Below are 22021 nucleotides of genomic sequence, written 5' to 3' on the forward strand. Positions count from 1 at the left end.
TCCCACCCAGAGCGTGGTAAGGATCGCAAATCCGACCGAACCCCTGGAAACTGTCACAGTCTGATATAAGACTCGAGCACGGGTAGCCGCACATCAATGCCAAGTCAATGAATTCTTGGGTTTTTTTTATGTGCGCAAAAAACGCCCGATCTGACTGCAAGCCTTGTAAATCGCGGCTTTCAGCCGATAAAACAGGCTCTGTTCACAAGGTTATCCACAATTTGTGTGGATAACCTTTTATGTCGCCTGGAACTGGAGTGACCGATGAAACCACCCTTCAATTTCACCCGTTTCCTGCCCATGGCCGCACGCTTGCTTGGTCGTGGCCGGTTGCCGACCCTGCTGTTCGCCGTGGCCGCCAAAGGCTCAAGCCAGGGCAATCGGCTGGGTAAACTCAAGGATGATCTCAAATTGCTCCAGGCCTTGTGCCTGGCTTACTGGCGCGGTGAGTATCGCGCCATAAGCCCCAAGGCGCTGATCTCGGTAGTGGCGGGGCTGATGTACTTCCTCAGCCCGATTGACGCGATCCCGGACTTTATCCCGGTGTTCGGCATGCTCGATGACATTGCCGTGCTGGCATGGGTCATGAAGACCCTGGACGGCGAACTGAGCGCGTTTCGCGCCTGGCGCGACGCCCAGCGCCCGGAAAAACTCGCGGTGGTTGAGCGGCTGCCTGCGACGCCTGCGCTGTTGGCCCAGGAAAACCCGCAAAAAACTGAACACGCTTATATCCCCCTGCGACCTTTGTGGCTGTTAGGATTACACTTCTAAGGAAAGAACTTACTTAGTAAGTGTTGTTATCCTACGGGGCAGTCATGGATATTCAGATAATTTCACGCGATGGCGCACCCGAGTATGCGGTGCTGCCATGGGACCAGTACCAGGCGCTACTAAAAGCAGCCGGTCAGCAACAGCCTGTCGCCACTCCTTCTTCTACCGCTCAGGTCGCGCCCGATCAGGCTTTACGCCCGCTCGCGGACCTGCGCGGCCTGCGTGAGGCCAAGGGATTGGCTATTGAAAGCCTGGCCCGCACCGTGGGCATCAGCCCTTCGTACCTCGGATTGATTGAAAGTGGTGAACGCCAGCCGGATGCCGCCATCCGCCGCAGCCTGGCCTGGGAATTGGGCGTTGCAGGTTGGAGGGATGAATCTTGAGTCTACGAATCAGTCGTCAACACTGGGATGGGTTACTCAACGAACTGGACCAGGCGCGCCGCCAGCGCCATTTGCTCACCTACCGCGCGCTGCTGGAGCGCCTGCAATTTCCCACGCCGGCAATGCAAACCCTGGCCGCTGCCCTTGAGCACCTGGCCGCGTTGGACGCCAAGGCCGAGCAGCCGTTGCGCAGCTCCCTGGTGATCAGCCAGGGCGCCAGCCGCTTGCCGCGTACCGGTTTCTTTGAGTGTGTGGAGCGCCTGGGGCGTTTCAGCGGGCCGTCCGATGGTGTGGCTGCTGCGTCCTGGCATGCTTCGGAAGTGGTGCGGGTGTTCGAGTACGAGTATCCGGAGTCCGCCGAGGCCTAAGCGGGCAGGTTGTCCATGCTGTCGATCACATGGATGCTGTAGCCGGCGATGTCTTTGGCGTGGTGCTTGGCTTGCGAGGCCAGCTCCGCTAACTGGCTGGCATCCAGTTGTGCACAGGCCTGTGGATATAAATGCACCACGCCGATCGACAACGACAGCAAAGCGAATTCCTGACGCACGCCCTGACGGTTCAAGGCCACGAAGCAACCGGCGTCCAAGTGCTCGGCACGATAGAAGCGTCGGCATTGGGTGTGGAAGTCATCCAGTAACTGGTTGAGCCGCTTGCGCCAATCCTGCGGGCCGAGCACCAGCAAAAAATCATCACCGCCGATATGCCCGACAAAATCGCGGCTAGGGTCAACCCGATCGTTCAGGCACTGCGCCAGGCACAACAACACCTCATCCCCACGCCCGTAGCCGTAGATATCGTTGAACGGCTTGAAGCTGTCGATATCCACGTAGCAGATCACCGACTCGCGCTGTTGCTGCAGCAACCGCGTCAGGCATTGCTGGATCGGCACATTGCCCGGCAGCAGCGTCAGTGGGTTGGCATAGCGTGCCTGCTGGATCTTCAGCTCAGTGATCAACTTGAGCACATCGATCACCCTACCCAGGCCCAGGTAGTCACCGTTGAGGGTGATGATGAAGTCTTCCTCGATCCGTTGCCGCGCGCGGCTGGTGAGCAGGCGGCTGACCTGTTGCAGGGACTGGCTCAACTCCACCGCCAGGAAGTCATCGCTCATCAAGCGGCTGATGGGTTTGCGCGCGAACAGGTCGGTGGCGAACGGTTTGAGCAGCGCATCCGACAACGAATGCCGGTGCACGATGCCGACCGGGTGACCGCGCCCATCCAGCACGGCCAGCGAGTTGAGGTTGGCCTGACGGCGGAAGGATTCGAGCACCTGGGCGGTGGCGGTGTCCTGATCCACCGCCGGTTGCTCGTTGAGCAAGGCGCTGAGGTCGCTGCCTTCTTCGTTGAGGGTGATGTTGGTGTGGTCCTGCTTGGGCAACATCAGCCGCGCTTCCTGGGGCGGTTGTTCCTGGGGGCGGCAAAGCAGGTAGCCCTGGACCAGGTCAACGCCCATTTCCGTCAACACCGCCAACTCCTCCGGCAGCTCGATACCTTCGGCAATCACCTGGGCGCGGGATGCCTTGGCGATTTGCAGGATGGAGCCGACGAACTCGCGCTTGAGCGCATCCTGATGGATACCGTCGATAAAGTGCCGGTCGATTTTCACGTAGTCCGGGCGTAGCTCAGACCATAAACGCAGGCTGGAATACCCGGCGCCCAAGTCATCCAGAGCGATGGCAAAACCCATGTCGCGGTAATGATGCAGCGCGGTTTGCAGCAGGTCGAAGTCGTCGGTGGGCGTTTGCTCGGTGAGTTCGATCACCACCTGGCTTGGCGGGATGCCGAAGTCGCGCAACAACTGTAAGGTGCGGCCCGGTTGATGCGCCGTCTCCATCAAGGACTCCGGCGAGATGTTCAGGAACAGCTTGCCCGGCAACTTTTGCTCGCTGAAGCGTCGGCAGGCACTTTCGCGGCAGGCCATTTCCAGTTCGCTGAGGCGCCCGGCATGGCTGGCCACGCTGAACAGGGCGACGGGGGAGTGCAAGGGGCTATTGGACGGGCCACGGCTGAGCGCTTCGTAGCCGAGGATTCGTCGCTCGGACAGGCAAATGATCGGTTGGAACAGGCTGTGTAAACTGCCTTGAGCCAGGATTGAGCCCAATGCATTCAGCTGTTCGGTCATGGTCATGGCGATCTCGATCGAAAAAAAAGGACCGCAGGCTTAACGCCTGCGGTCCCTTTATTTCACGACAGAATGATGTCTATATGATGACACTCCGTGGAGCGCTCGCATTAAATTGCCATCATTTACTGCTTGGCCACCTGCTTGCTGATTTTCAGGTAGTCCAGCAGAACCCGGCCTGTCTCGGACAGATAGGCGTCGTCTTCCGGCTTGGTTTTTTCCGGCTCGGCCGGCAGCGCATCTTCATCTTCTTTCTTCAGCTCTTTGAGCGGGTCTTCGCCTTTGGCCTTGCGGCGAGCGTTTTCCAGTACAAGCTGCTGATTTTCGATGCTGGTGTGCTGCGCACGACGATCGACTTCGTTGAGGCTGACGGTTTTTTCTTCCATCAGCTTCTTGGCCAGGGCCAGTTTGTCGCGGATAAACACGAACTCGGCATCCTTGGCGGAGCGCGTCTCGTGGTCAGCCTTCAACTGCGTCAGGTACGGCTTGAACGGGTCCGAAGCCGGCTTGATCGCAGGGCGGATGGTGTCCCATGGCATTGCCTCAGGCAGCGCGCTCTCGCCGATTTCCTTGGTGTCGATGATCGACGGGAAGTCCACATCCGGCAATACGCCCTGGTGCTGGGTGCTCTGCCCGGAAACCCGGTAGAACTTGGCAATGGTCAGCTTCAGTTCGCCATGGTTCAGCGGCTGAATGGTCTGCACGGTGCCTTTACCGAAGGTCTGGCCGCCAACGATCAACGCGCGGTGGTAGTCCTGCATGGCGCCGGCGAAAATCTCCGAAGCCGAGGCCGAGAGGCGGTTGACCAGCAGCGCCATCGGGCCTTTGTAGAACGCGCCCGGGTTCTCGTCTTCGAGCACGTCGACACGGCCGTCCGCGTTGCGGACCAACACGGTTGGGCCTTTGTCGATAAACAGGCTGGTCAGCTCGGTGGCTTCCTGCAGGGAACCGCCGCCGTTGTTGCGCAGGTCAATGACCACGCCGTCGACTTTCTCTTTCTGCAGTTCTGTCAGGATTTTCTTAACGTCACGGGTGGTGGACTTATAGTCCGGGTCACCGGCACGGAACGCTTTGAAGTCCAGGTAGAACGCAGGAATCACCACCACGCCCAGTTTGTAGTCCTTGCCATCCTGCTTGAGGTTGAGGACTTGTTTCTGAACGGCCTGGTCTTCGAGTTTCACCGCTTCACGGGTGATGGACACGATCTTGCTGGTCTGGTCGTTCGGCGCATTGGTGTGCGGAATCACTTCCAGGCGCACCACGCTGCCTTTCGGCCCACGGATCAGCTTGACCACTTCGTCCAGGCGCCAGCCGACCACGTCGACCATCTCTTTGTCACCCTGGGCGACGCCGATGATCTTGTCGGCCGGTGCGACCTGCTTGGTCTTGTCGGCCGGACCTGCCGGCACCAGACGCACGATCTTGACCTGGTCATTGTCGCTTTGCAGGACGGCACCGATGCCTTCCAGCGACAGACTCATGTTGATATCAAAGTTCTCGGCGTTATCAGGCGACAGATAATTGGTGTGCGGGTCGTAGGACATCGCGAAGGTGTTGATGTAGGCCTGGAAGATATCTTCGGCGCGGGTCTGATCCAGACGTGCCAACTGATTCTTGTAGCGCTTGGTCAACAGCTCTTGAATGGCCTTGGGCTCTTTGCCGGCGATCTTCAGGCGCAGCACTTCGTCCTTGACGCGTTTGCGCCACAGGTCGTCGAGGGCGGCGGTACTGGTCAGCCAGGGCGCGTCCTTGCGATCCACCAGAAGGGTTTCCTTCTGGGTGAAGTCGAGCTTGTCGACGCCTTTGTTCAGCTCACCCAAGGCGAAGTCCAGACGCGCTTTGACTCGATCCAGGTAGCGCTTGTAGATGGTGAACGCAGGCTGCAGGTCGCCGCTCTTGAGGAAGTCGTCGAACTGGGTCTTCCACTTGTCGAACTCAGCGATATCGCTGGCCATGAAGTAGCTGCGCGACGGGTCCAGCAGCTTGAGATAGCTGTCGTAGATGATCACCGAGCGCGCGTCGTCCAGCGGCGGCTTGCTGTAGTGATGGCGCTTGAGCAACTCGACGACGTTAAGGCTGGCAATCACCTCATCGCGATCAGGCTGAAGATTGTCCCAGCTATTGGCTGCGAACGTATTGGTCGACATCGACGCAAAGCCGAGACCAATGAAAAAAGCGAGGGCGGTACTGGGGAACAAATGCTTCATGCTGATTCGACGCGGGGGCAATTGATAACGCATATTAGGCCGTCTTTGAGGGAGCCGGTTCCATATGATCCGGTCGCATAATGCAAAAAGCCCGGCGCTACAGCTACGGGCTCAGTCCAGACTCACTATGGAGGCACTGTGAAAGCATTGCAAGGCGTTGAAGGTCATGTGGAGTGGATGGAAGAACCCAGTCCTACTTGCGATGTAGGCCAAGTTCGCATTCGGGTGGCGGCAGCGGGCCTTAATCGCGCCGATTTATTACAACGTGCGGGGCTCTATCCGCCACCTCCTGGCGCCAGCCAAGTGCTGGGCCTTGAGTGTTCCGGGGTGATCAGCGAGGTAGGCGCGGGTTCTTCCTGGCAAGTCGGCGACCGCGTCTGTGCGCTGCTGGCCGGGGGCGGCATGGCCGAAGAAGTGGTGGTGGATGCCCGCCATGTGCTGCCGGTACCGGAAGGTTTGACGTTGACCGAAGCGGCGGCGTTGCCCGAGGTGTACAGCACTGCGTGGCTGAATCTGTTCCAGTTGGCGGGCCTCAAGCCCGGCGAAAAGGTCTTGCTGCATGCCGGCGCCAGCGGCGTGGGTTCGGCAGCGATCCAGTTGTGCAAGGCGTTTGGCAGCCCGTGCTGGGTCAGCGTCGGCTCGGCAGAACGCCTGGCTTACTGCGAAGCACTCGGCGCCCAGGGCGGCGTGGTGCGTACCGACGGCATTGAAGGGCTGCGCGATTTCGGGCCGTTCGACGTGATCCTCGACCCGGTCGGCGGCAGTTATGCGGCGATGGATCTGAAGCTGTTGGCCCTCGATGGGCGTTGGGTATTGATCGGCTTGATGGGCGGCCGTGATGCGCAACTGGACCTGGCGCAGGTGCTGGGCAAGCGCATCCAGCTGCTGGGCTCGACCCTGCGCAGCCGCAGCGATCAGTTCAAGGCAGACCTGTTCAGCGACTTGAGCCAGCATGTGTGGCCGCTGTTTGTTGAAGGGCGCTTGAGCCCGCAACTGGCCAGGACGTTTGCGATCAAGGATGCCGAGGCAGCATTTGCGGAGCTGGCGACTAACCAGATTTCCGGCAAGTTGGTGTTGGTGATAGACGAGACCCTGGTCTGATCTCAAGTTGAAATACAGCCACTGTGGGAGCTGGCTTGCCTGCGATAGCGGTGCATCAATGAAGAATGTTTCATCTGATACACCGCTATCGCAGGCAAGCCAGCTCCCACCGTTGATTGGGTTTCAATTCAAACTGTCAGACCCAATGATGAACCGGCCAGCCAGCCTTTTCAGCATGCTCACGCAAAACCGGATCCGGGTTCACCACCTGCGGATGATCCACCTTCAGCAACAGCGGCAAATCATTGCGCGAATCCGAGTAGAAATACGCGCCCTCCAGGCTTTCACCTTCCTGCTTCAACCATTCCAGCAACCGGGTGATCTTGCCTTCACGGTAAGTCAGTACCCCCACGGTCTTGCCGCTGTACACACCATGGCTGAGGTCCAGGTCAATGCCCAGCACTTCATCAATCCCGATACGTGCCGCAATCGGCGTGACCAGGTGCGTGCCCGAGGCAGAGATCACCAGGATCCGGTCACCCTTCGCGCGGTGGCGGGCGATGGTCTTGGTGGCGTCGCTGTAGATCAGCGGCTCGATGATGTCTTCTACCCACGGTTCGACCAGATGCGCGATCTCTTCCGGCGTGCGCCCGATCATCGGCTCCAGGCTGAAGTCCATGAAGTCTTCCATGGCCAGCTCGCCGCGGCTGTAGGCGGCCATGAGTTCGTCGTTCTGGCGCATGAACGACTCTGGGTCAACCCAGCCCAGGCGGCCCATCTGTTCGCTCCACAAGGTGGCGCAGTCGCCGTGGATCAGGGTGTCGTCCAGATCAAAAATTACCAATGCCATCTGTCACGCTCTCTCAAATCAATCGTTGCGTCAGGCTACTTCACACAACGCACTGGGGTCGATGGAAAGTGCCAGGCGCTGACCATCCGGGTGCAGATCGTCGGCCGAGCGGTTGAGCACGTCCACCACCAATTCCACGCCACGCGCTTCGATGCGATAGCGGATCACGTTGCCCAACAAACTGTGGCTGCGTACCAGCGCGTCGAGTTCGCCGCTGCGACTCAGTTCGATGGCTTCCGGGCGAATCGCGATGCGCCCGCTGATAGGCCGTTGCAGCAACTGGCTGGCCTTGTCGGCGTCAAGCAGGTTGTAGTTGCCGATAAAGCCGGCGGCAAATACATCCACGGGCGCAGTGTAAAGGGTCTCGGCATCACCGCTTTGTACGATCTTGCCCTGGTTCATGAGGAAAATGCGGTCTGACATGGTCAGCGCTTCTTCCTGGTCATGGGTCACGAAAATCGTGGTCAGGCCCAGTTCGCGCTGGATCTGGCGGATCTGCTCGCGCAGGTGCTTGCGAATCCGTGCATCCAGCGCCGACAGCGGCTCATCCAGCAACAGCAGGCGCGGACGCGTCACCAGCGAGCGGGCGAGGGCCACACGCTGGCACTGGCCGCCGGACATCTGGTGCGGGTAGCGGCCGGCGAGTTCTTTGAGCTCCACCAGTTGCAGCACTTCCTGCACGCGCTTGTGGCTGTCGTCGGCGTTGACCTTTTGCATGCGCAGGCCGAAGGCGACGTTCTGTTCCACGGTCATGTTGGGGAACAGGGCGTAGCTCTGGAACACCATGCCGATGTGCCGTTTCTGCGGGCTCAAGGGCACGATGTCCTGGCCATCCAGCAGGATCTTGCCGCTGTCCACCGAGGTCAGCCCGGCGATGCAACGCAGCAGGGTCGACTTGCCGCAACCGGACGGGCCGAGCAGGGTGACGAATTCACCCTTGGCGATTTCGCAGTTGATGTCACTGAATACCGGCGTGCCGGCGTAGCCTTTTTGCAGGTGTTGGACGCTGACGAAGCTCATTGGCTTTTGTCCTTGTTCAAGATATTGGCGGCCCAGGTCAGCACCAGCACAAAGAAGAAATAGGAAATGACGATGGCACTGGTGAAGTGGCCGCTCGTGTTGCGCATGTTGTTCAGGTACACCTGCAGGGTTTCGTAGCGGGTGCCCACCAGGATGTTGGCGAACACGAACTCACCGAACAGGAACGAGAACGACAGCAGCAGCGCCACCATCAGGCCTTTGCGCAGGTTTGGCAGCACGACAAAAATTGCGGCCTGCCAGGTGCTGGCGCCCAGCAGCTGCGAGGCGTCCATCAGGTCACGCAGGTTGATCGCTTGCAGGTTGTTGGTGATCGCGCGGTACATGAACGGCAAGGCCACGGTGAAGTAGCAGCCGATCAGGATCCACGGCGTGCCCACCATCGCAAATGGCCCGGAGCCGTAGAGTTGCAACAAGCCCACCGATGACACCACCGGCGGCACCGCGAAGGGCAGCAGGATCAGGATGTTCATCAGCGCGTCGAGCTTGGGAAAGTGGTAATGCACCACGAACAGCAGCGGCAGAATCAGCACCACCGACAGGATCAGCGCACCCACGCACACCAGCAATGACTGACCGAAGGCGGCCAGAAAGCGCGGGTCACTCCACAGCTGCACGTACCACTTCAGGGTAAAACCGGCGGGCAGGATGGTGGCAGACCAACTGCTGGCAATGGAGTAGACAAAGGTGCCCACCAGCGGCAATACCAGGATCGCAAACAACAGGTACACCACTACCCGATGGTAGAGGGAGGCCGAGCCAGCTTCAGCGCGAGACATGGTAGCTCCTCTTGAGCAGCAGTTGATGGACGACAGTGACCACGGTCATCAGTGCCACCAGCACCACGGCAAGGGCGCTGGCCATGTTCGGGTCCAGCGAGATGTCGCCGGAAACCATTGCCGCGATACGAATGGGCAGCACGTTGAAGTTGCCGGTGGTCAGTGCATACACCGTGGCATAGGCACCGAGGGCGTTGGCCAGCAGGATCACGAAAGTGCCAAGCAGCGCCGGAGTGAGCACCGGCAGGCCGATGTGCCGCCAGAACTGCCAGCTGCTGGCGCCGAGCAACGAGGCCGATTCGCGCCAGTCTTCGCGCAAGGCGTCGAAGGCCGGGTAGAGCAGCAGCACACCCAGCGGAATCTGGAAGTAGGTGTACAGAATGATCAGGCCAGTCTTGGAGTACAGGTTGAAGTCCTGAATGATCCCCGCCTGCTTGAGCATGATGGTGATGCTGCCGTTAAAGCCCAGCAAGATGATGAACGCGAAGGCCAGGGGCACGCCGGCAAAGTTGCTGGTCATGTTGGCGAAAGCCGTCACGAAGTTACGCAGTGGCCCATCCACACGGCGCAATGAGTAGCTGCCGAGCACCGAGATGATGATCCCGAACACGCTGGAGTAGAAGCTGATCTCCAGGCTGTACTGGATGGCTTGCAGGTAGAACTTCGAACTGAAGATTTTGGTGAAGTTGGCCAGGCCCCAGCCGAACTCCTCCGACTGCAGGCTGTTGATCATTACCCACAGCAGCGGGGCGATTTCAAACACGATAAAGAACAGCGCAAACGGCACCAGGCACAGGATCGCCAGCCATTTGCCACGGGTTATGGCGTTCACTTCAGCAGCTCCCGGCATACAGGTTTGTCGTGGGGCACGCCGAGCAGTTCGCAGACGGTGCCGCACAGCTCGGTTTGCTTCGGGATGGCGCCTGGGTCAAAGGTGAAGGCCGAGCCCATTACGAACAACGGCACTTCGCGCTCTTCCGGCAGCACACCGTTATGCGAGCGGTCGTTATTCATGCCGTGATCGGCAGTCACCAACACCTGGTAGCCGGCGTCGAGCCAGGTTTGCAGGTAGTCGGCGAGGATGATGTCGGCCGAGCGCGCGCTGTTGCGGTATTGCGCGGTATCCAGGCCATGCTTGTGGCCGGCGTCATCAATGTTCATCGGGTGTACCACCAGGAAATTCGGCGCGTGTTTGCGGCGCAGGCTTTCGGCGTCGGCGAACAGATGGGAATCCGGGTAGTGGTCATTCCAGTAGAAATGCCCGTGCTGGATCGCCAGCGCCTGGTCGTCGGTATGACGATCACGCACGGCATCAAAGGGCGTGCGGTTATACAACTCGCTGACCCAGTGGTAAGCCGCCGCCGCGGTGGTGAGACCCGCATCGGTGGCGTAATGGAAAATGCTGCGCTGGTTGGACAGGCGCGAGACATGGTTGTGGACAATGCCGCTGTCGATCGGGGGCACGCCGGTGAGGATGCATTCATACAACGGCCGGGACAGGGCCGGCAGTTCGCATTCCAGTTTGTAAAGCGCTGCGCGTCCTGCGCCGATATAGGCCTGGAGATGCCCCATGGCATGTCGGGCAACCTCGTAGTTCAGGCCGTCGAGCACCACAAGGATGACGTTGTGCTTCATAGGGGGAGACGCTCCGCGACGATAGGCTTGACTCAATTTCACTTGGGGAACGGGGTCAAAACTGTGGGAGCGGGATTGTGTGGGAGCTGGCTTGCCTGCGATAGCATCACCTCGGTTCACATCACAAACCGAGTCGTCTGCATCGCAGGCAAGCCAGCTCCCACACAAGCCAGCTCCCACACTGACCGCTTTCACAGCTCTGGGTCTAAATAAGACCCGGGAGCCTTACTGCATATTGATGATGACTTCTTCCTGCCACTTCTGCGGCAGTGCCTTGGAGGTTTTCTCCCACGCGTCGGCATCTTTGATCGGCGTGACCTTCTTGTACTGCTCGTTCGGCAGCAGTTTGGCCTGTACATCAGCTGGCAGGGTCAGGTGCTCGGCACGGATCGGACGTGCATTGCCGCGTGCCAGGTTGGTCTGGCCGGCGTCGCTGAAGATGTATTCGCGGGTCAGCTTGGCGGCGTTCGGGTGCTTGGCGTATTTGTTGATGATGGTGGTGTAGCCGGAAATCACCGAGCCGTCCGACGGGATCAGCACCACGTAGTCATCCGGGTTAGCCATCTTGGCTTTGTAGCTCAGGCCGTTGAAGTCCCAGACCACGCCCACTTCGACTTCGCCTTTTTCCATGGTGGCGATGGTCGGGTTGGCCAGTGACAGGCGGCCTTGCTTGGCGATCTCGGCGAACATCAGCAGTGCTGGCTGGATGTTCTTCTCGTCGCCACCGTTGGCCAGGGCGGCAGCCAGCACGCCATTGGCGGCTTGGGCGGCGGTGCTCACATCACCAATAGAGACTTTGTATTTGCCGGTTTTAAGATCAGCCCAGCTTTTTGGCGCTTCAGAACCGTGCAGCAGTTTTTTGTTGACGATAAAGGCGATGGTGCCGGTGTAGGCCAGCGCCCAGTTGCCGTCTTTATCTTTGGCCCAATCCGGAACTTGTGCCCAAGTGGTCGGTTTGTACGGCTGTGCCACGCCCTGTTTCACCGCAATCGGGCCGAAGGCAGCGCCGACGTCACCGATATCGGCGCTGGCGTTGTCTTTTTCGGCGGCGAACTTGGCGATTTCCTGGGCCGAGCTCATGTCGGTATCGATGTGCTTGAGGCCGTAGGTCTTGGCCAGGTCGTCCCAGGTGCCTTTCCAGTTAGCCCAGTCATCGGGCATGCCGACGCTGTTGACGGCGCCTTCCGCTTTCGCGGCGGCTTCCAGAGTTTTTAGATCGGTATCAGCAGCCATGGCGGCGGTGCACATGGCAATGGTCGAGCCTAACAGTGATGCCAGGAAAAGCTGTTTCATCCGAAGCTCCTTTGGGCGTTTTCAACGCTGCGTTTTTATCGACGTTTGCGGTGGTGTTGGTCTAGGTCAGCAATACCTGAGCCAATTTAGGCTCGGTGGATGACAGTTTCATGTCGATGTCGTTTTTAAATCGTTTATGTCGCTGACTTCAGACTCAGCGTAGACCATGCCCAAGCGCCCGCAGGCCCTGGACTTGGCCGATGTATTGCAGGGTGTGGAGTGGGGCGGCGGCACGGGCTGTCATCTGTCGGTCATCTGTAATGCCTAGGCTGGCAGGTAACGGCAGACGCCCGAATACAGCGCGGTTTGTGCACCTGAACGGTGCTGGTCTAGTCCAGATAGGTAACGTTGATGCGTGATGAGGCAATCAAGGCGGTGACATCCATCGGCCTGGCACTGCAAGAGCAGATCGGCCACGGGCTGTTGCCACCCGCGAGCAAACTGCCCGCCGAGCGCAAGCTCAGCGAGTTGTTTGGTACCACGCGTATTACGGTGCGGGAAGCCTTGTTACAACTGGAGGCCCAGGGCCAGATCTATCGCGAGGAGCGGCGTGGCTGGTTCGTCTCGCCGCCGCGCCTGGCTTATAACCTGATGCAACGCAGCCATTTTCACGCGATGGTCAGTGAGCAAGGGCGCGTAGCCTCGACCGAAGTGATTTCGGCGCGGCTGCAGCCGGCATCGGCAGCGGTGTGTGCATGGTTGCAGTTGCCGGCGTTGTCGAGTGTGATCCAGATCTGCCGGGGCCGGCGGATCGATGGGCGGTTGGTGCTGTATGTGGAGCATTACCTGAACCCGCAATATTTTCCGGGGATTCTGGCGTGCGACCTTAACCAGTCGATGACCGAGTTGTATGCACGCAAGTACGACCTGCACTACGGCCGCGTGCGTTTCGAGATTGTGCCGACTTCACTGCCGGTGGAGGCTGCTGGCGCATTACGTGTGTCGGTGGGCAGCCCCGGCTTGCGGATCGCCCGGGTCAACTATGACCAGCATGAGCGCTTGATCGACTGCGACCTGGAATTCTGGCGCCATGATGCGATTCACGTGGGTGTGGATGTGGTTTGACCGCCGGACATTCAACGGATGCACCACACCTGAATGTGGGAGCTGGCTTGCCTGCGATAGCATCACCGCGATCTGACAGTGATACCGAGTTGCCCGCATCGCAGGCAAGCCAGCTCCCACATTCAGGGCGTCAGTGCCTTGATCACCTGATCCACATTGCCTTCCAGCTCCGCCACCGGGTCAGCTCCGTCGACATTTAATACCAGCAATTGCGCACCGCCTGCCGTCACCGCCGTTTTAACGGCCTCACTCGGTTGGCGGTGATGCAGCACCACGGCCACGTCGTTGCTTTTCAAGTCGGCACTGAGGGTGTGCAAGGCCTCAGGCGTCCACTGCGCATCCGGCCGGGCATCGGTGCTGAGCACTTCCAGGTTCAAGCTGCTGACCAGATAAGCAAAGTGATCACTCAAGCTGACCACACTCAGGTTGTCCGCCTTGGCCAGTCTTGCTTCGCTGTCGGCGCTGAGCTTGAGCAGGCGCTGTTTGAGCGCCGCGAGGTTGGCGTCGATCCTGGGTTTGGCTGCGGGCGCCAGGCGGCTCAGGTCGGCCGCCATCACATCGGCCATGCGCCCCATATTGTTGCTCGACTGCCACGGCTGGCTGTTCAGGCCATCGGCACCGCCTGGTTGCACAGCAATACCCGGCAAGCCGCCGTCCACCGGGCGCGCGGCGTCCACTTCGACGATACGGATATTGCTGCGCCGCGCCACGGGGTAGAGCGGGTCATCCGCCCACAGCGAGCGCAGGCCGATAGCCGCGTCGGCGTCCTGGGCCAAACTGCCCAAGGCCGGCGCACCCCGGCCGGTGAAGTAGGACACCTGCCGCGAACCGGGCAGGTTGGCCGGTGCTGCGCGCTCAAGCTGTACATCGGTGCCTTTGAGCAGCACCTCGGCCAGGCCGTAGGTGATGGGCAGCGAGGCCAGCACTTTCACCGGTTTGGCGGCGTGAACCGCAGGTTTTGCGGCTTCAGCGGCCATCAACGGCGCAGTGAATAAACAGGCAATGGCCAGGGCCAGCGGATGAAAAACAGAGCGCATTATCCAAGATTCCCTTTGAGGCTGGGCACGGTGCCGCGCGCGATGGCGGCAACGGCAAAGGCGATACCGGCCACCAGAATGATCGCGGCACCGGACGGGATGGGCAGGTCGAAGATGATCGGCAGCAGAATGCCGCACAGCGTGCTGAGCGTGGCGATCACCACCGAGACCCAGAAAAACCCCTTGAGCGACTGGCTCAACAGGCGCGCTGCCGCCGCCGGAATCACCAGCAGGGCGCCGACCAAAATGGCGCCGATCACCTTGACCGCCGCCACGGTGATCAAGGTCACCAGGATCACGAACAGGTAATCCAGGGTCTTCACTGCCACGCCACGCACAGCGGCCAATTGCGGGTTGAAGCTGGCCAGCATGATGCGGTTGTACAGCGGCAGCGCCAGGGCCATCACCAGTGAGCCGACGACCGCCAACACCAGCAGGTCATTGCCGTTCACCGTCAGCACCGAGCCGAACAATACGTTTTCCAGAATGTGCACATTGATCTTGCCCGCCAGAATCAACAGCAGGCTCGCACCCAGCGCCAGGGACACCGAGAGGAACACGCCGATCAGGGTGTCTGGCGCCAAACCCGTGCGGTTGCGCAGGTAATTGAGCAGGATGCCGAACAACAGGCAGTAGCCGAACAGGCTGCCGTAAGGCCCGGTATAGGGCTCGCCGAGCAGAATGCCCACGGCCACGCCGGTCAACGCGGCGTGCCCGACGGCTTCAGAGAAGAACGCAAAGCGCTTGACCACCACCAGTGTACCCAGGCCGCCCAGCACCGGGCCGATCAGCAAGCCGGCGAGCAAGGCGTTGACCACAAACCCATAGGCCAGTGCTTCCGGCAGGTACCCGGATGAAGCCCAGCCCTGGACCATCAAACGAAAGGCTTCATAACTCATTACGCCGCGCTCCGAGGATGGGTGGAAAACAGGCTCAGCAGGCGGTCCGGGGTCAGCGCTTCTTTCGGTGTGGCGTCGAACAGCACGCGACGGTTCAGGCCGGTAACGCGATCGGCCAGGCGGCCCACAGCTTCCAGGTCATGCTCGATCCACAGCACGGTGATCCCGGCCAGGCGCCAGTCATTGAGCAGCCGTTCGAACACCTGGATACCGGCCTCATCAAGCGCTGACATTGGCTCATCCAGCACCAGCAGTTGCGGCGCCGGAATCAGGCCTTGGGCCAACAGCACGCGCTGACGCTCACCGCCGGACAACGCGCCCATGCGGCGCTTGCGTTTGTCCTGCATGCCGACCCGTTCCAGCGCTTCGCCAATCGAGGCGGCGTAATGCCGGGACAGGCCCAGAAATGCCGGGCGCCGCTGGCACATGGCGGCCATGAAATCGTCGACGGTCATCGGCAGGCCCCGATCGAATTCCAGCGCCTGTGGCACATAGCCGACCGTGCCTGGCGTGTTCGGCCAGTGCAGGCGCAATTGGCCCTGGTGCGGGGTCTGCCCCAGCAAGGTCTTGATCAGCGAGCTTTTGCCGCCGCCGTTCGGGCCGACCAGGGCGTGGATGCTGCCCGGTTCGACCTCAAAACTCACCGCGTCGAGAATCACTGTGCGGCCCAAGGTCAGGGAGACCGTGTCGAACTCAAGGGTCGGGCCAATGCTGGCCACCTTCAATTGCTGCGCTGCCGTCATGCCCCCGACTCCTGAATCGCCCGTACCACGGTGTTGAGGTTGCCGGTCATTTCCACTTCGTATTTCTCGGGCGTGTATTCGCCGTAGGAAATATGCGACAGCGGGTACAGCTTGACCCCGGATTCACGCTGGATGGTCTCGACGTAGGTAGACGGGAAATCCATCTCCGAGAAGATCACCTTCACATCCAGTGCGCGCAGTTCATCGATGGTCTTTTTCAACTGGCTGGGGCTGGGCTCGATGCCATGGGCGGGCTCGACCACGGCGGTGACTTCCAGGCCGAATTCGCGCAGCAGGTAGTCGTAGGCCGCGTGCACGGTCGCAACGCGCAGGTCCGGGTTCGGCGCGCTGGTCAGCTTGGCGAGGGCATCGGCACGCATCTGGCGCAGGCGCTTGCCGTAGGCGCGGGCGTTTTGGGTGTAAGTCTTGGCGTTGTCCGGGTCGAGCTTGCCCAGTTCGCGGGCGATGTTGTTGACCTGGGCAATCGACGCACTGATCGACAGGAAGGTGTGCGGATTGACCACCTTGCCCGCACCGCGCGCGGCGTTACCGGTGGCGGCCAGCAGCGGTACGTTGGCGTTGGCTTCGATCACCGGGATGTCCGGGCGCTCGCTGGTGGCGATCATGCGGTCGGCAAAATCATCATGGCCGACGCCATTGAGTACGATCACGTCCAGGGTGCCGATGCGCTTGATGTCTTCGGCGCGCGGTTCGTAGGCGTGGGGGTTGAAACCGGCGGGAATCAGCGGCACCACCTCGGCCTTGTCGCCGACGATATTGGCCACGTAGCTGTAATACGGGTGCAGGGTGATGCCGATGCGCAGGCGCTTGACCGCTTCGGCATTCGCGAGCGGGGCGAGCATCAGGCTGAACAGGCCAACCAGCAACAGGCGTAACAGGGGCGATGAAATAGACATGGGCACTCGGTCTTCTGGTTCAGTGACGGTGCTGGCGGGTCACGCCGGCATCGAATTGCGTGACCACCTGGCGCCAGCCGGCGGCGATCAGCGCCGCGTCGGTGAGGTCGGCAGGGGCGGCGAGGTTGGCCTGGCGGTTGAGCCACACATCCGGCTCGTCACCTTGCACGCGCATCAGCACCGAGCCGCTGGTGCTTGGCGCTTGGCTCAAACCCAGGTAGGCCGCAGGCTCGAGCAGCTGCCAGCGATGGTCGCCACGGCTCACCGAACTGGCGTCCTGGGCAAACGGTGCGAAGCCTTCTTCGGCCAGTTGCGTGGGCGTCGGCAGGGCGTTTTGCTCCTGCTGCAACAGCTGGATTTCATCCAGGGTCACGCGCAGGTCGGCGTAGATGCCTTGCTCGGCAGCGCTCAGGTCACGGCGTGCGTCCAGTTGGTGGCTGGGCACGGCGGCGACCTCCTGGGTTTCACCGTGCAGCGCCACCACCGTGCCAGCCACCGCGAGGATGATCAGGCACAGCAGCAACACGTAAAGGGTTTCATGGCCGGCCCCGGCAGGGCGTACAACCTGTGTGGTGCTCATTGGGGCTGGATATCCGCTTGGTCGATTTCCACCACATGGCCGGGGCCTGCATCAAACAGTACGTAAAACTCGGCCGAGGGCTTTTTGAACGTCAGGGTCGAGTCCTGACCGAGCTTGCCCGGCAGCAGGATGGTTTCGTCGTAGCCGATCACATCCAGGGTCACGCCCGGCGCGCCGCTGCCGTCGGAAAAACCGCCGGTGCACTGGATCTGTTCGCCGGGGATTTCCTTGCATTCGCACATCGGGTTATGGGCCAGGGCAACGGTACTGAAGCCGGCGCAGAGCAATAAAACGACGCGAGTCAGGCGCATTAAAATCATGGTTTAACTCCTTGCTTGTTCAGCCAGGCAATGGTGGCAGGCGAGGCCTGGCTCAGCGGAATGGAACCCTGGTGCATGGAGCCGTCCCAGCCTTCCATGGTCACCCACACTTCGGCATCCACGGGTGTGCGTTCCGGCACCGGCAACACCGCACCCATGCGGTACGGCGTGCCGAAGAAAATCACCCCGGCCGCGCGCAGGCTGCGCGGTTTGCCGATACGCAGGTAAGTGGCCTTGACCTGCTCGGCGCAGGTGTCGCACAGGGCGGCGTTGAAAAATTTCATCGGGCCGGCCGGGTCCGGGCGCGGGCCTTCGTTGCGAAACTCTGCGAGGGTCAGGCTCCACGGCCCCACCTGCACTTCGCCGGCCACGCGCTCGCCAATGCCGCTGTCACCGCGAAACAGTGCAGCGTCGGCAAAGTACTTGGGCATGAACCCCAGGGGCACCAGCAACAGCAGGACATTGATGTGGAAGCGCCACTTGAGCCAAAAGGCCCGCAGCGGCGAAGGTGGTGTGGTGGTCGCACGTTTGCTCATCAATTGGCCTCCGAGGTTTCAGCCTGCCTGGCCGTGGCGGGGGCCGGCGCGCGTTGCGTCTTGGCCTCGCGCTTGAAGGCGTTGAGGGTGGCCAGCGCGGTGCGTTTGGTCCAGATCAGCAGACCGCTCAACACCATCATGCTCATGATCAGGCCGAAGAATGCCCAGATCAGTTTGACCCACAGGCCGCCAAAGTCGCCGGTGTGCAGCGGACGCATGGATTCGGTGACGAACTCCAGTGTCGAGCGGTCGGACAGCAGGTGCGACACGGCAATTTCACCGTCGTACGGGTTGAGCTGCGCCGTCTGGAACATCAACGGGTACCAGCCGCGCCCGCCGATCTGCAGGTGGCTATAGGCGTTGCTGGGCAGGAACACAAAACTGGCCTCCAGCCCGGGAATGCGCTGCGTGGCGATCTCGATGGCCCGATCGATCGGGATCATTGGAGCCGGTACGCCCGGTGCTGACACAGGCACCTTCTCCCGGGCAATTACCGGCACGATGGGCTCACTGGAGATGGAAATCTGGTTGTCGCCCAGAATTGCCCGGATCAGGAACCAGATGCCGGTGATGGAAATTACCGCGATAAACCAGATCGACCAGATACCGCTCAAACGATGGAAGTCACCCCAGAAGATCCGCGCGCCATGGCGGATTCGCAGGGTCGGGCGCAGAAACCCTTTCCAGAAACGCTTGTACACCACCAGCCCGGTGACCAGGGATGCCAGCAGCGGTATGCCAAGCGCCGACACCAGGTACCAACCCCAGCTGTAGCCATTGGTAAACGGCACCAGCCACCAACCGTGCAAGGCACGGGTAAATTGCTGGAAGTTGAACGCTGGGCTGATGCCCTGGATCACGCCGGTATACGGGTTGACGTAGACCTCCACCGAGTGCCCGTCGGGGTAACTGAGGTCGACACTCAGCGCGAAGTGCGACTCGTCCGGGCGGGTGATCGACTGCACGATTGCCTGGGGTTCGTTGCGCTTGATGGCGCCGATGACCTGGTCGTAACTCAGCCGTTCGGCATCGTCCGACGGCTTGCTGGCGCGGATGTCCGGGTTGGCCAGCCAGACGATTTCCTGGCTGACCACCGCCAGGGTGCCGGTGACGCAGACGATCAGTACAAAAAACCAGATGGGCAACGCCAACCAGCTATGAACCAGAAACCAGAGTTTTGAGCGTGACTTCTTCGACATGTGAATGCGGGTCTTGATCGGAGGAGGGCGAAGGAGGCCCGGAAAAGGCCAGTCGTAGCTTTTGCTGACGCGACGGGCTGTATCTAAGTTAAGACGGATGAGAATGAGAAATCCCTAAGCGGGATATGAAAGAAAATGTTTCAGCGCTGCCGGATTGAACACGAAACATGTTCCAAGCCATCACCCAGGTGCCATTGATGGGGCCGGGGGGCTGCGTAGGATGGGGTCATACCGTTGAGCGAGCGCTTATAAAAGTGAGTCCACAAACATGACTGCCAGAACCCTCTACGACAAACACATCGACTCCCACACGGTGTGCGCCCTGGATGACCAGGGCCATGTGCTGCTGTATATAGACCGCCAGGTGATCAACGAATACACCAGCCCCCAGGCGTTCAGCGGCCTGCGCGAGGCCAAGCGTGGCGTATGGCGCCCCGGCACCGCGCTGGCGGTGGTCGACCACGTAAACCCCACCACGCCCACGCGCATTGCCGCGATGCCTGACGCAGGCGGCGCGCGGCAAGTCTCGTACCTGGCGGAAAACTGCCAGGACTTCGGTATCGAGCTGCTGGACATCCTCGACAAACGCCAAGGCATCGAACACGTGATTGCCCCGGAGCAGGGCTTTATCCTGCCGGGCATGGTGATCGCCGCCGGCGACAGCCACACCACCACCTACGGTGCCCTCGGCGCCTTCGGCTTTGGCATCGGCACCTCGGAAATCGAGCACCTGCTGGCCTCGCAGACCCTGGTGTACAAACGCCTGAAAAGCATGCGCGTGACGGTTGAGGGCACCCTGGGCAACGGCCTGACCTCCAAGGACGTGATCATGGCGCTGATCGGCAAGATCGGCGCGTCCGGGGCCACCGGTTACGCCATCGAGTTTCGCGGCGCCACCATTGATGCGCTGAGTGTTGAAGCGCGCATGACCATCTGCAACATGGCGGTGGAAGCTGGCGCGCGGGGCGCGTTTATGGCACCCGACGAAAAAGTCTTCGCCTACCTCAAAGGCAAGCCGCGTGCGCCCAAGGGCGAGTTGTGGGAACAAGCCCTGGTGCAATGGCGCACGTTGCACACCGACGCCGACGCGGTGTTCGACCAGGAAGTGCAGCTGGACGCCAGCACCCTGGAGCCTATGGTTACCTGGGGCACCAGCCCCGACCAGGCCGCGCCCATCGGCGCCCGCGTGCCGGACCCGCAAGACGTCAGCGACCTGATCCTGCGCCAGGACATGCGCCGCGCCCTCAACTACATGGGCCTGGAAGCCGGCATGCCGCTCAGCGACATTGTGATCAGCCACGCGTTTATCGGCTCTTGCACCAACGCGCGCATCGAAGACCTGCGCGACGCCGCCAGTGTGGTGCGCGGCAGGCAGGTGGCCGAGCATGTGCGGGCGATGATCGTGCCGGGCTCCACCGAGGTACGCGACCAGGCCGAAGCCGAAGGGCTGGCGGCGATCTTTATCGACGCCGGCTTCGAATGGCGCCAGTCAGGCTGCTCGATGTGCCTGGCGATGAACGATGACGTGCTGGCGCCCGGTGATCGCTGCGCGTCCAGCACCAACCGCAACTTCGAAGGCCGCCAGGGCGCCGGGGCGCGCACTCACTTGATGAGCCCGGCGATGGTCGCCGCCGCGGCCATCACCGGCCGCCTCACTGATATCCGTCATTTTGGAGACCGCCCATGAGCCTGCAACCGTTTACCCAGGTCACCGGCCAGGCCGCGCCGATGCTGGCGGCGAATATCGACACTGACGTGATCATGCCCAAGCAATTTCTCAAAGGCATCGACCGCGCCGGCCTCGATCGCGGGCTGTTCTTCGACCTGCGCTTTTTGCCCAATGGCGCACCCAACCCCGAATTCGTATTGAACCAGCCGGCCTGGCTGGGCGCACGTTTCATGGTGGTGGGGCCGAACTTCGGCTGTGGTTCGAGCCGCGAACACGCGGTGTGGGGCTTGAAGCAGATGGGCATTCGCGCGCTGATCGGCAGCAGCTTTGCCGGGATCTTTTATGACAACTGCCAGCGCAACGGAGTGTTGCTGATTGCCTTGGACGAGGCGGTGCTGCACACACTCGGGCAGACGGTCAGCCAGCCTGCGCAGGCGCAGATCAGCGTGGACCTTGAGGCGCAACAGATTCGCTTGGCCGATGGCCAGGTGATCTCGTTCCAGATCGACACCTTGCGCAAGACCGCGTTGTTGCTCGGCCTGGATGCAATTGGCAGCACGTTGCAGCGCAGTGAGCAGATCAAAACGTTCGAGCGCCAGCATTTGGCGGCCAACCCCTGGCTTGGTTGAAAACCTTAATGGGGTAACTACGTAGTTATATAAGTAGAGCAAACGCCCTCCAGTTATTGGGGGGGCGTTTTTTTGGGGGGCTATTTACTTTTCAAATAACGCCGGTTGCACCGCGTAACCTCAGTGATTGCAAGGGCGGTGTAGCGTTAGTGGATGAAGCCCTGAAAAAATACAAGGGTATTTGTTGACACCTTGTAGGTCATCGGCTTAAGTGGATGCTGACTTGGAAAGTCGCACATTATAAGAAAAGGAAGTTGATGCCATGCCCCGTGAATTAGTGGTCATTTATATCTCTCTGGTGCCGGTGA

General features: G+C 60.7%; 23 protein-coding genes. 7 read left to right on the forward strand and 16 right to left on the reverse strand.

Going from position 1 to position 22021, the window contains the following annotated elements:
• The first annotated feature begins 264 nt into the window (after positions 1-264).
• Genes HBO23_RS24270 through HBO23_RS24280 form a run of 3 tightly spaced genes read left to right on the forward strand, consistent with a single transcriptional unit; the run spans position 265 to position 1522 of the window.
• Entirely contained in the window at positions 265-771 is a 507-nt protein-coding gene (locus HBO23_RS24270; RefSeq protein ID WP_170040019.1) for a YkvA family protein, read from the forward strand.
• Between the two features lie 44 nt (positions 772-815).
• Positions 816-1154, forward strand: coding sequence for a helix-turn-helix transcriptional regulator (locus HBO23_RS24275; protein WP_026013635.1), 339 nt, complete (start codon positions 816-818; stop codon positions 1152-1154).
• On the forward strand, positions 1151-1522 hold the full coding sequence (locus tag HBO23_RS24280) for a hypothetical protein (RefSeq protein ID WP_005786715.1): 372 nt from the start codon (positions 1151-1153) through the stop codon (positions 1520-1522). Before HBO23_RS24275 ends, HBO23_RS24280 begins: the two co-directional genes overlap by 4 nt.
• Here HBO23_RS24280 and HBO23_RS24285 read toward each other — a convergent pair.
• A complete protein-coding gene (locus tag HBO23_RS24285) occupies positions 1519-3282 on the reverse strand; it encodes a bifunctional diguanylate cyclase/phosphodiesterase (protein ID WP_026013634.1) in 1764 nt (587 codons plus the stop codon). The two genes, HBO23_RS24280 and HBO23_RS24285, sit on opposite strands and share 4 nt — an antisense overlap.
• Positions 3283-3401: 119 nt before the next feature.
• Positions 3402-5516 carry a carboxy terminal-processing peptidase gene (locus HBO23_RS24290; protein ID WP_017136373.1) on the reverse strand — a complete coding sequence of 705 codons (2115 nt, stop codon included), beginning with the start codon at positions 5514-5516 and terminating at the stop codon, positions 3402-3404.
• Positions 5517-5621: 105 nt separating this feature from the next.
• Between HBO23_RS24290 and HBO23_RS24295 the strand changes: the two genes are divergently transcribed.
• The gene (locus tag HBO23_RS24295) at positions 5622-6584 is read left to right on the forward strand and encodes a zinc-binding dehydrogenase (protein ID WP_099547874.1); all 963 of its coding nucleotides are present in this window, start codon (positions 5622-5624) and stop codon (positions 6582-6584) included.
• 136 nt (positions 6585-6720) lie between these two features.
• Here the strand turns inward: HBO23_RS24295 and HBO23_RS24300 are convergent, their stop codons facing one another.
• From HBO23_RS24300 to HBO23_RS24325, 6 genes are all read right to left on the reverse strand, one after another.
• Positions 6721-7374, reverse strand: coding sequence for an HAD family hydrolase (locus tag HBO23_RS24300; RefSeq protein ID WP_170040021.1), 654 nt, complete (start codon positions 7372-7374; stop codon positions 6721-6723).
• A gap of 30 nt (positions 7375-7404) precedes the next feature.
• The gene (locus HBO23_RS24305) at positions 7405-8394 is read right to left on the reverse strand and encodes an ABC transporter ATP-binding protein (protein WP_010565203.1); all 990 of its coding nucleotides are present in this window, start codon (positions 8392-8394) and stop codon (positions 7405-7407) included.
• Positions 8391-9191, reverse strand: a complete 801-nt coding sequence (locus HBO23_RS24310) for an ABC transporter permease (protein ID WP_170040023.1) — start codon at positions 9189-9191, stop codon at positions 8391-8393. Before HBO23_RS24310 ends, HBO23_RS24305 begins: the two co-directional genes overlap by 4 nt.
• A complete protein-coding gene (locus HBO23_RS24315; RefSeq protein ID WP_017136369.1) occupies positions 9178-10023 on the reverse strand; it encodes an ABC transporter permease subunit in 846 nt (281 codons plus the stop codon). The genes HBO23_RS24310 and HBO23_RS24315 overlap by 14 nt, the downstream gene beginning before the upstream one ends.
• Entirely contained in the window at positions 10020-10826 is an 807-nt protein-coding gene (locus HBO23_RS24320) for an alkaline phosphatase family protein (protein ID WP_170040025.1), read from the reverse strand. Before HBO23_RS24320 ends, HBO23_RS24315 begins: the two co-directional genes overlap by 4 nt.
• 225 nt (positions 10827-11051) lie before the next feature.
• Positions 11052-12119, reverse strand: a complete 1068-nt coding sequence (locus HBO23_RS24325; RefSeq protein WP_017136367.1) for an ABC transporter substrate-binding protein — start codon at positions 12117-12119, stop codon at positions 11052-11054.
• A gap of 351 nt (positions 12120-12470) precedes the next feature.
• On the opposite strand from HBO23_RS24325, the gene HBO23_RS24330 reads away from it, so the two are divergent.
• Positions 12471-13184, forward strand: coding sequence for a UTRA domain-containing protein (locus HBO23_RS24330; protein WP_017136366.1), 714 nt, complete (start codon positions 12471-12473; stop codon positions 13182-13184).
• A gap of 122 nt (positions 13185-13306) precedes the next feature.
• Here the strand turns inward: HBO23_RS24330 and HBO23_RS24335 are convergent, their stop codons facing one another.
• Genes HBO23_RS24335 through HBO23_RS24370 form a run of 8 tightly spaced genes read right to left on the reverse strand, consistent with a single transcriptional unit; the run spans position 13307 to position 19415 of the window.
• Positions 13307-14221, reverse strand: a complete 915-nt coding sequence (locus HBO23_RS24335) for a zinc ABC transporter substrate-binding protein (RefSeq protein ID WP_017136365.1) — start codon at positions 14219-14221, stop codon at positions 13307-13309.
• A complete protein-coding gene (locus HBO23_RS24340) occupies positions 14221-15120 on the reverse strand; it encodes a metal ABC transporter permease (RefSeq protein WP_169985818.1) in 900 nt (299 codons plus the stop codon). The genes HBO23_RS24335 and HBO23_RS24340 overlap by 1 nt, the downstream gene beginning before the upstream one ends.
• Positions 15120-15863: a metal ABC transporter ATP-binding protein gene (locus tag HBO23_RS24345; RefSeq protein ID WP_099547880.1), complete on the reverse strand. Its 744-nt coding sequence runs from the start codon at positions 15861-15863 to the stop codon at positions 15120-15122. Before HBO23_RS24345 ends, HBO23_RS24340 begins: the two co-directional genes overlap by 1 nt.
• Complete coding sequence (locus HBO23_RS24350) at positions 15860-16780, reverse strand: metal ABC transporter substrate-binding protein (RefSeq protein WP_170040027.1); 921 nt, start codon at positions 16778-16780, stop codon at positions 15860-15862. The genes HBO23_RS24345 and HBO23_RS24350 overlap by 4 nt, the downstream gene beginning before the upstream one ends.
• Before the next feature lie 19 nt (positions 16781-16799).
• On the reverse strand, positions 16800-17360 hold the full coding sequence (locus HBO23_RS24355; protein WP_170040029.1) for a DUF6162 family protein: 561 nt from the start codon (positions 17358-17360) through the stop codon (positions 16800-16802).
• Positions 17357-17680 carry a hypothetical protein gene (locus HBO23_RS24360; protein ID WP_170040031.1) on the reverse strand — a complete coding sequence of 108 codons (324 nt, stop codon included), beginning with the start codon at positions 17678-17680 and terminating at the stop codon, positions 17357-17359. Before HBO23_RS24360 ends, HBO23_RS24355 begins: the two co-directional genes overlap by 4 nt.
• On the reverse strand, positions 17677-18216 hold the full coding sequence (locus HBO23_RS24365) for a hypothetical protein (protein ID WP_017136359.1): 540 nt from the start codon (positions 18214-18216) through the stop codon (positions 17677-17679). The genes HBO23_RS24360 and HBO23_RS24365 overlap by 4 nt, the downstream gene beginning before the upstream one ends.
• On the reverse strand, positions 18216-19415 hold the full coding sequence (locus HBO23_RS24370; RefSeq protein WP_170040033.1) for a PepSY domain-containing protein: 1200 nt from the start codon (positions 19413-19415) through the stop codon (positions 18216-18218). Before HBO23_RS24370 ends, HBO23_RS24365 begins: the two co-directional genes overlap by 1 nt.
• A gap of 268 nt (positions 19416-19683) precedes the next feature.
• Between HBO23_RS24370 and leuC the strand changes: the two genes are divergently transcribed.
• Both leuC and leuD read left to right on the forward strand, forming a co-directional pair.
• A complete protein-coding gene (gene leuC / locus HBO23_RS24375; RefSeq protein WP_170040035.1) occupies positions 19684-21102 on the forward strand; it encodes a 3-isopropylmalate dehydratase large subunit in 1419 nt (472 codons plus the stop codon).
• Positions 21099-21713, forward strand: a complete 615-nt coding sequence (gene leuD / locus HBO23_RS24380) for a 3-isopropylmalate dehydratase small subunit (RefSeq protein ID WP_017136356.1) — start codon at positions 21099-21101, stop codon at positions 21711-21713. Before leuC ends, leuD begins: the two co-directional genes overlap by 4 nt.
• Positions 21714-22021: the final 308 nt, after the last annotated feature.

The organism is Pseudomonas sp. WS 5532, assembly GCF_012985445.1.
GTDB classification, from domain to species: domain Bacteria; phylum Pseudomonadota; class Gammaproteobacteria; order Pseudomonadales; family Pseudomonadaceae; genus Aquipseudomonas; species Aquipseudomonas edaphica.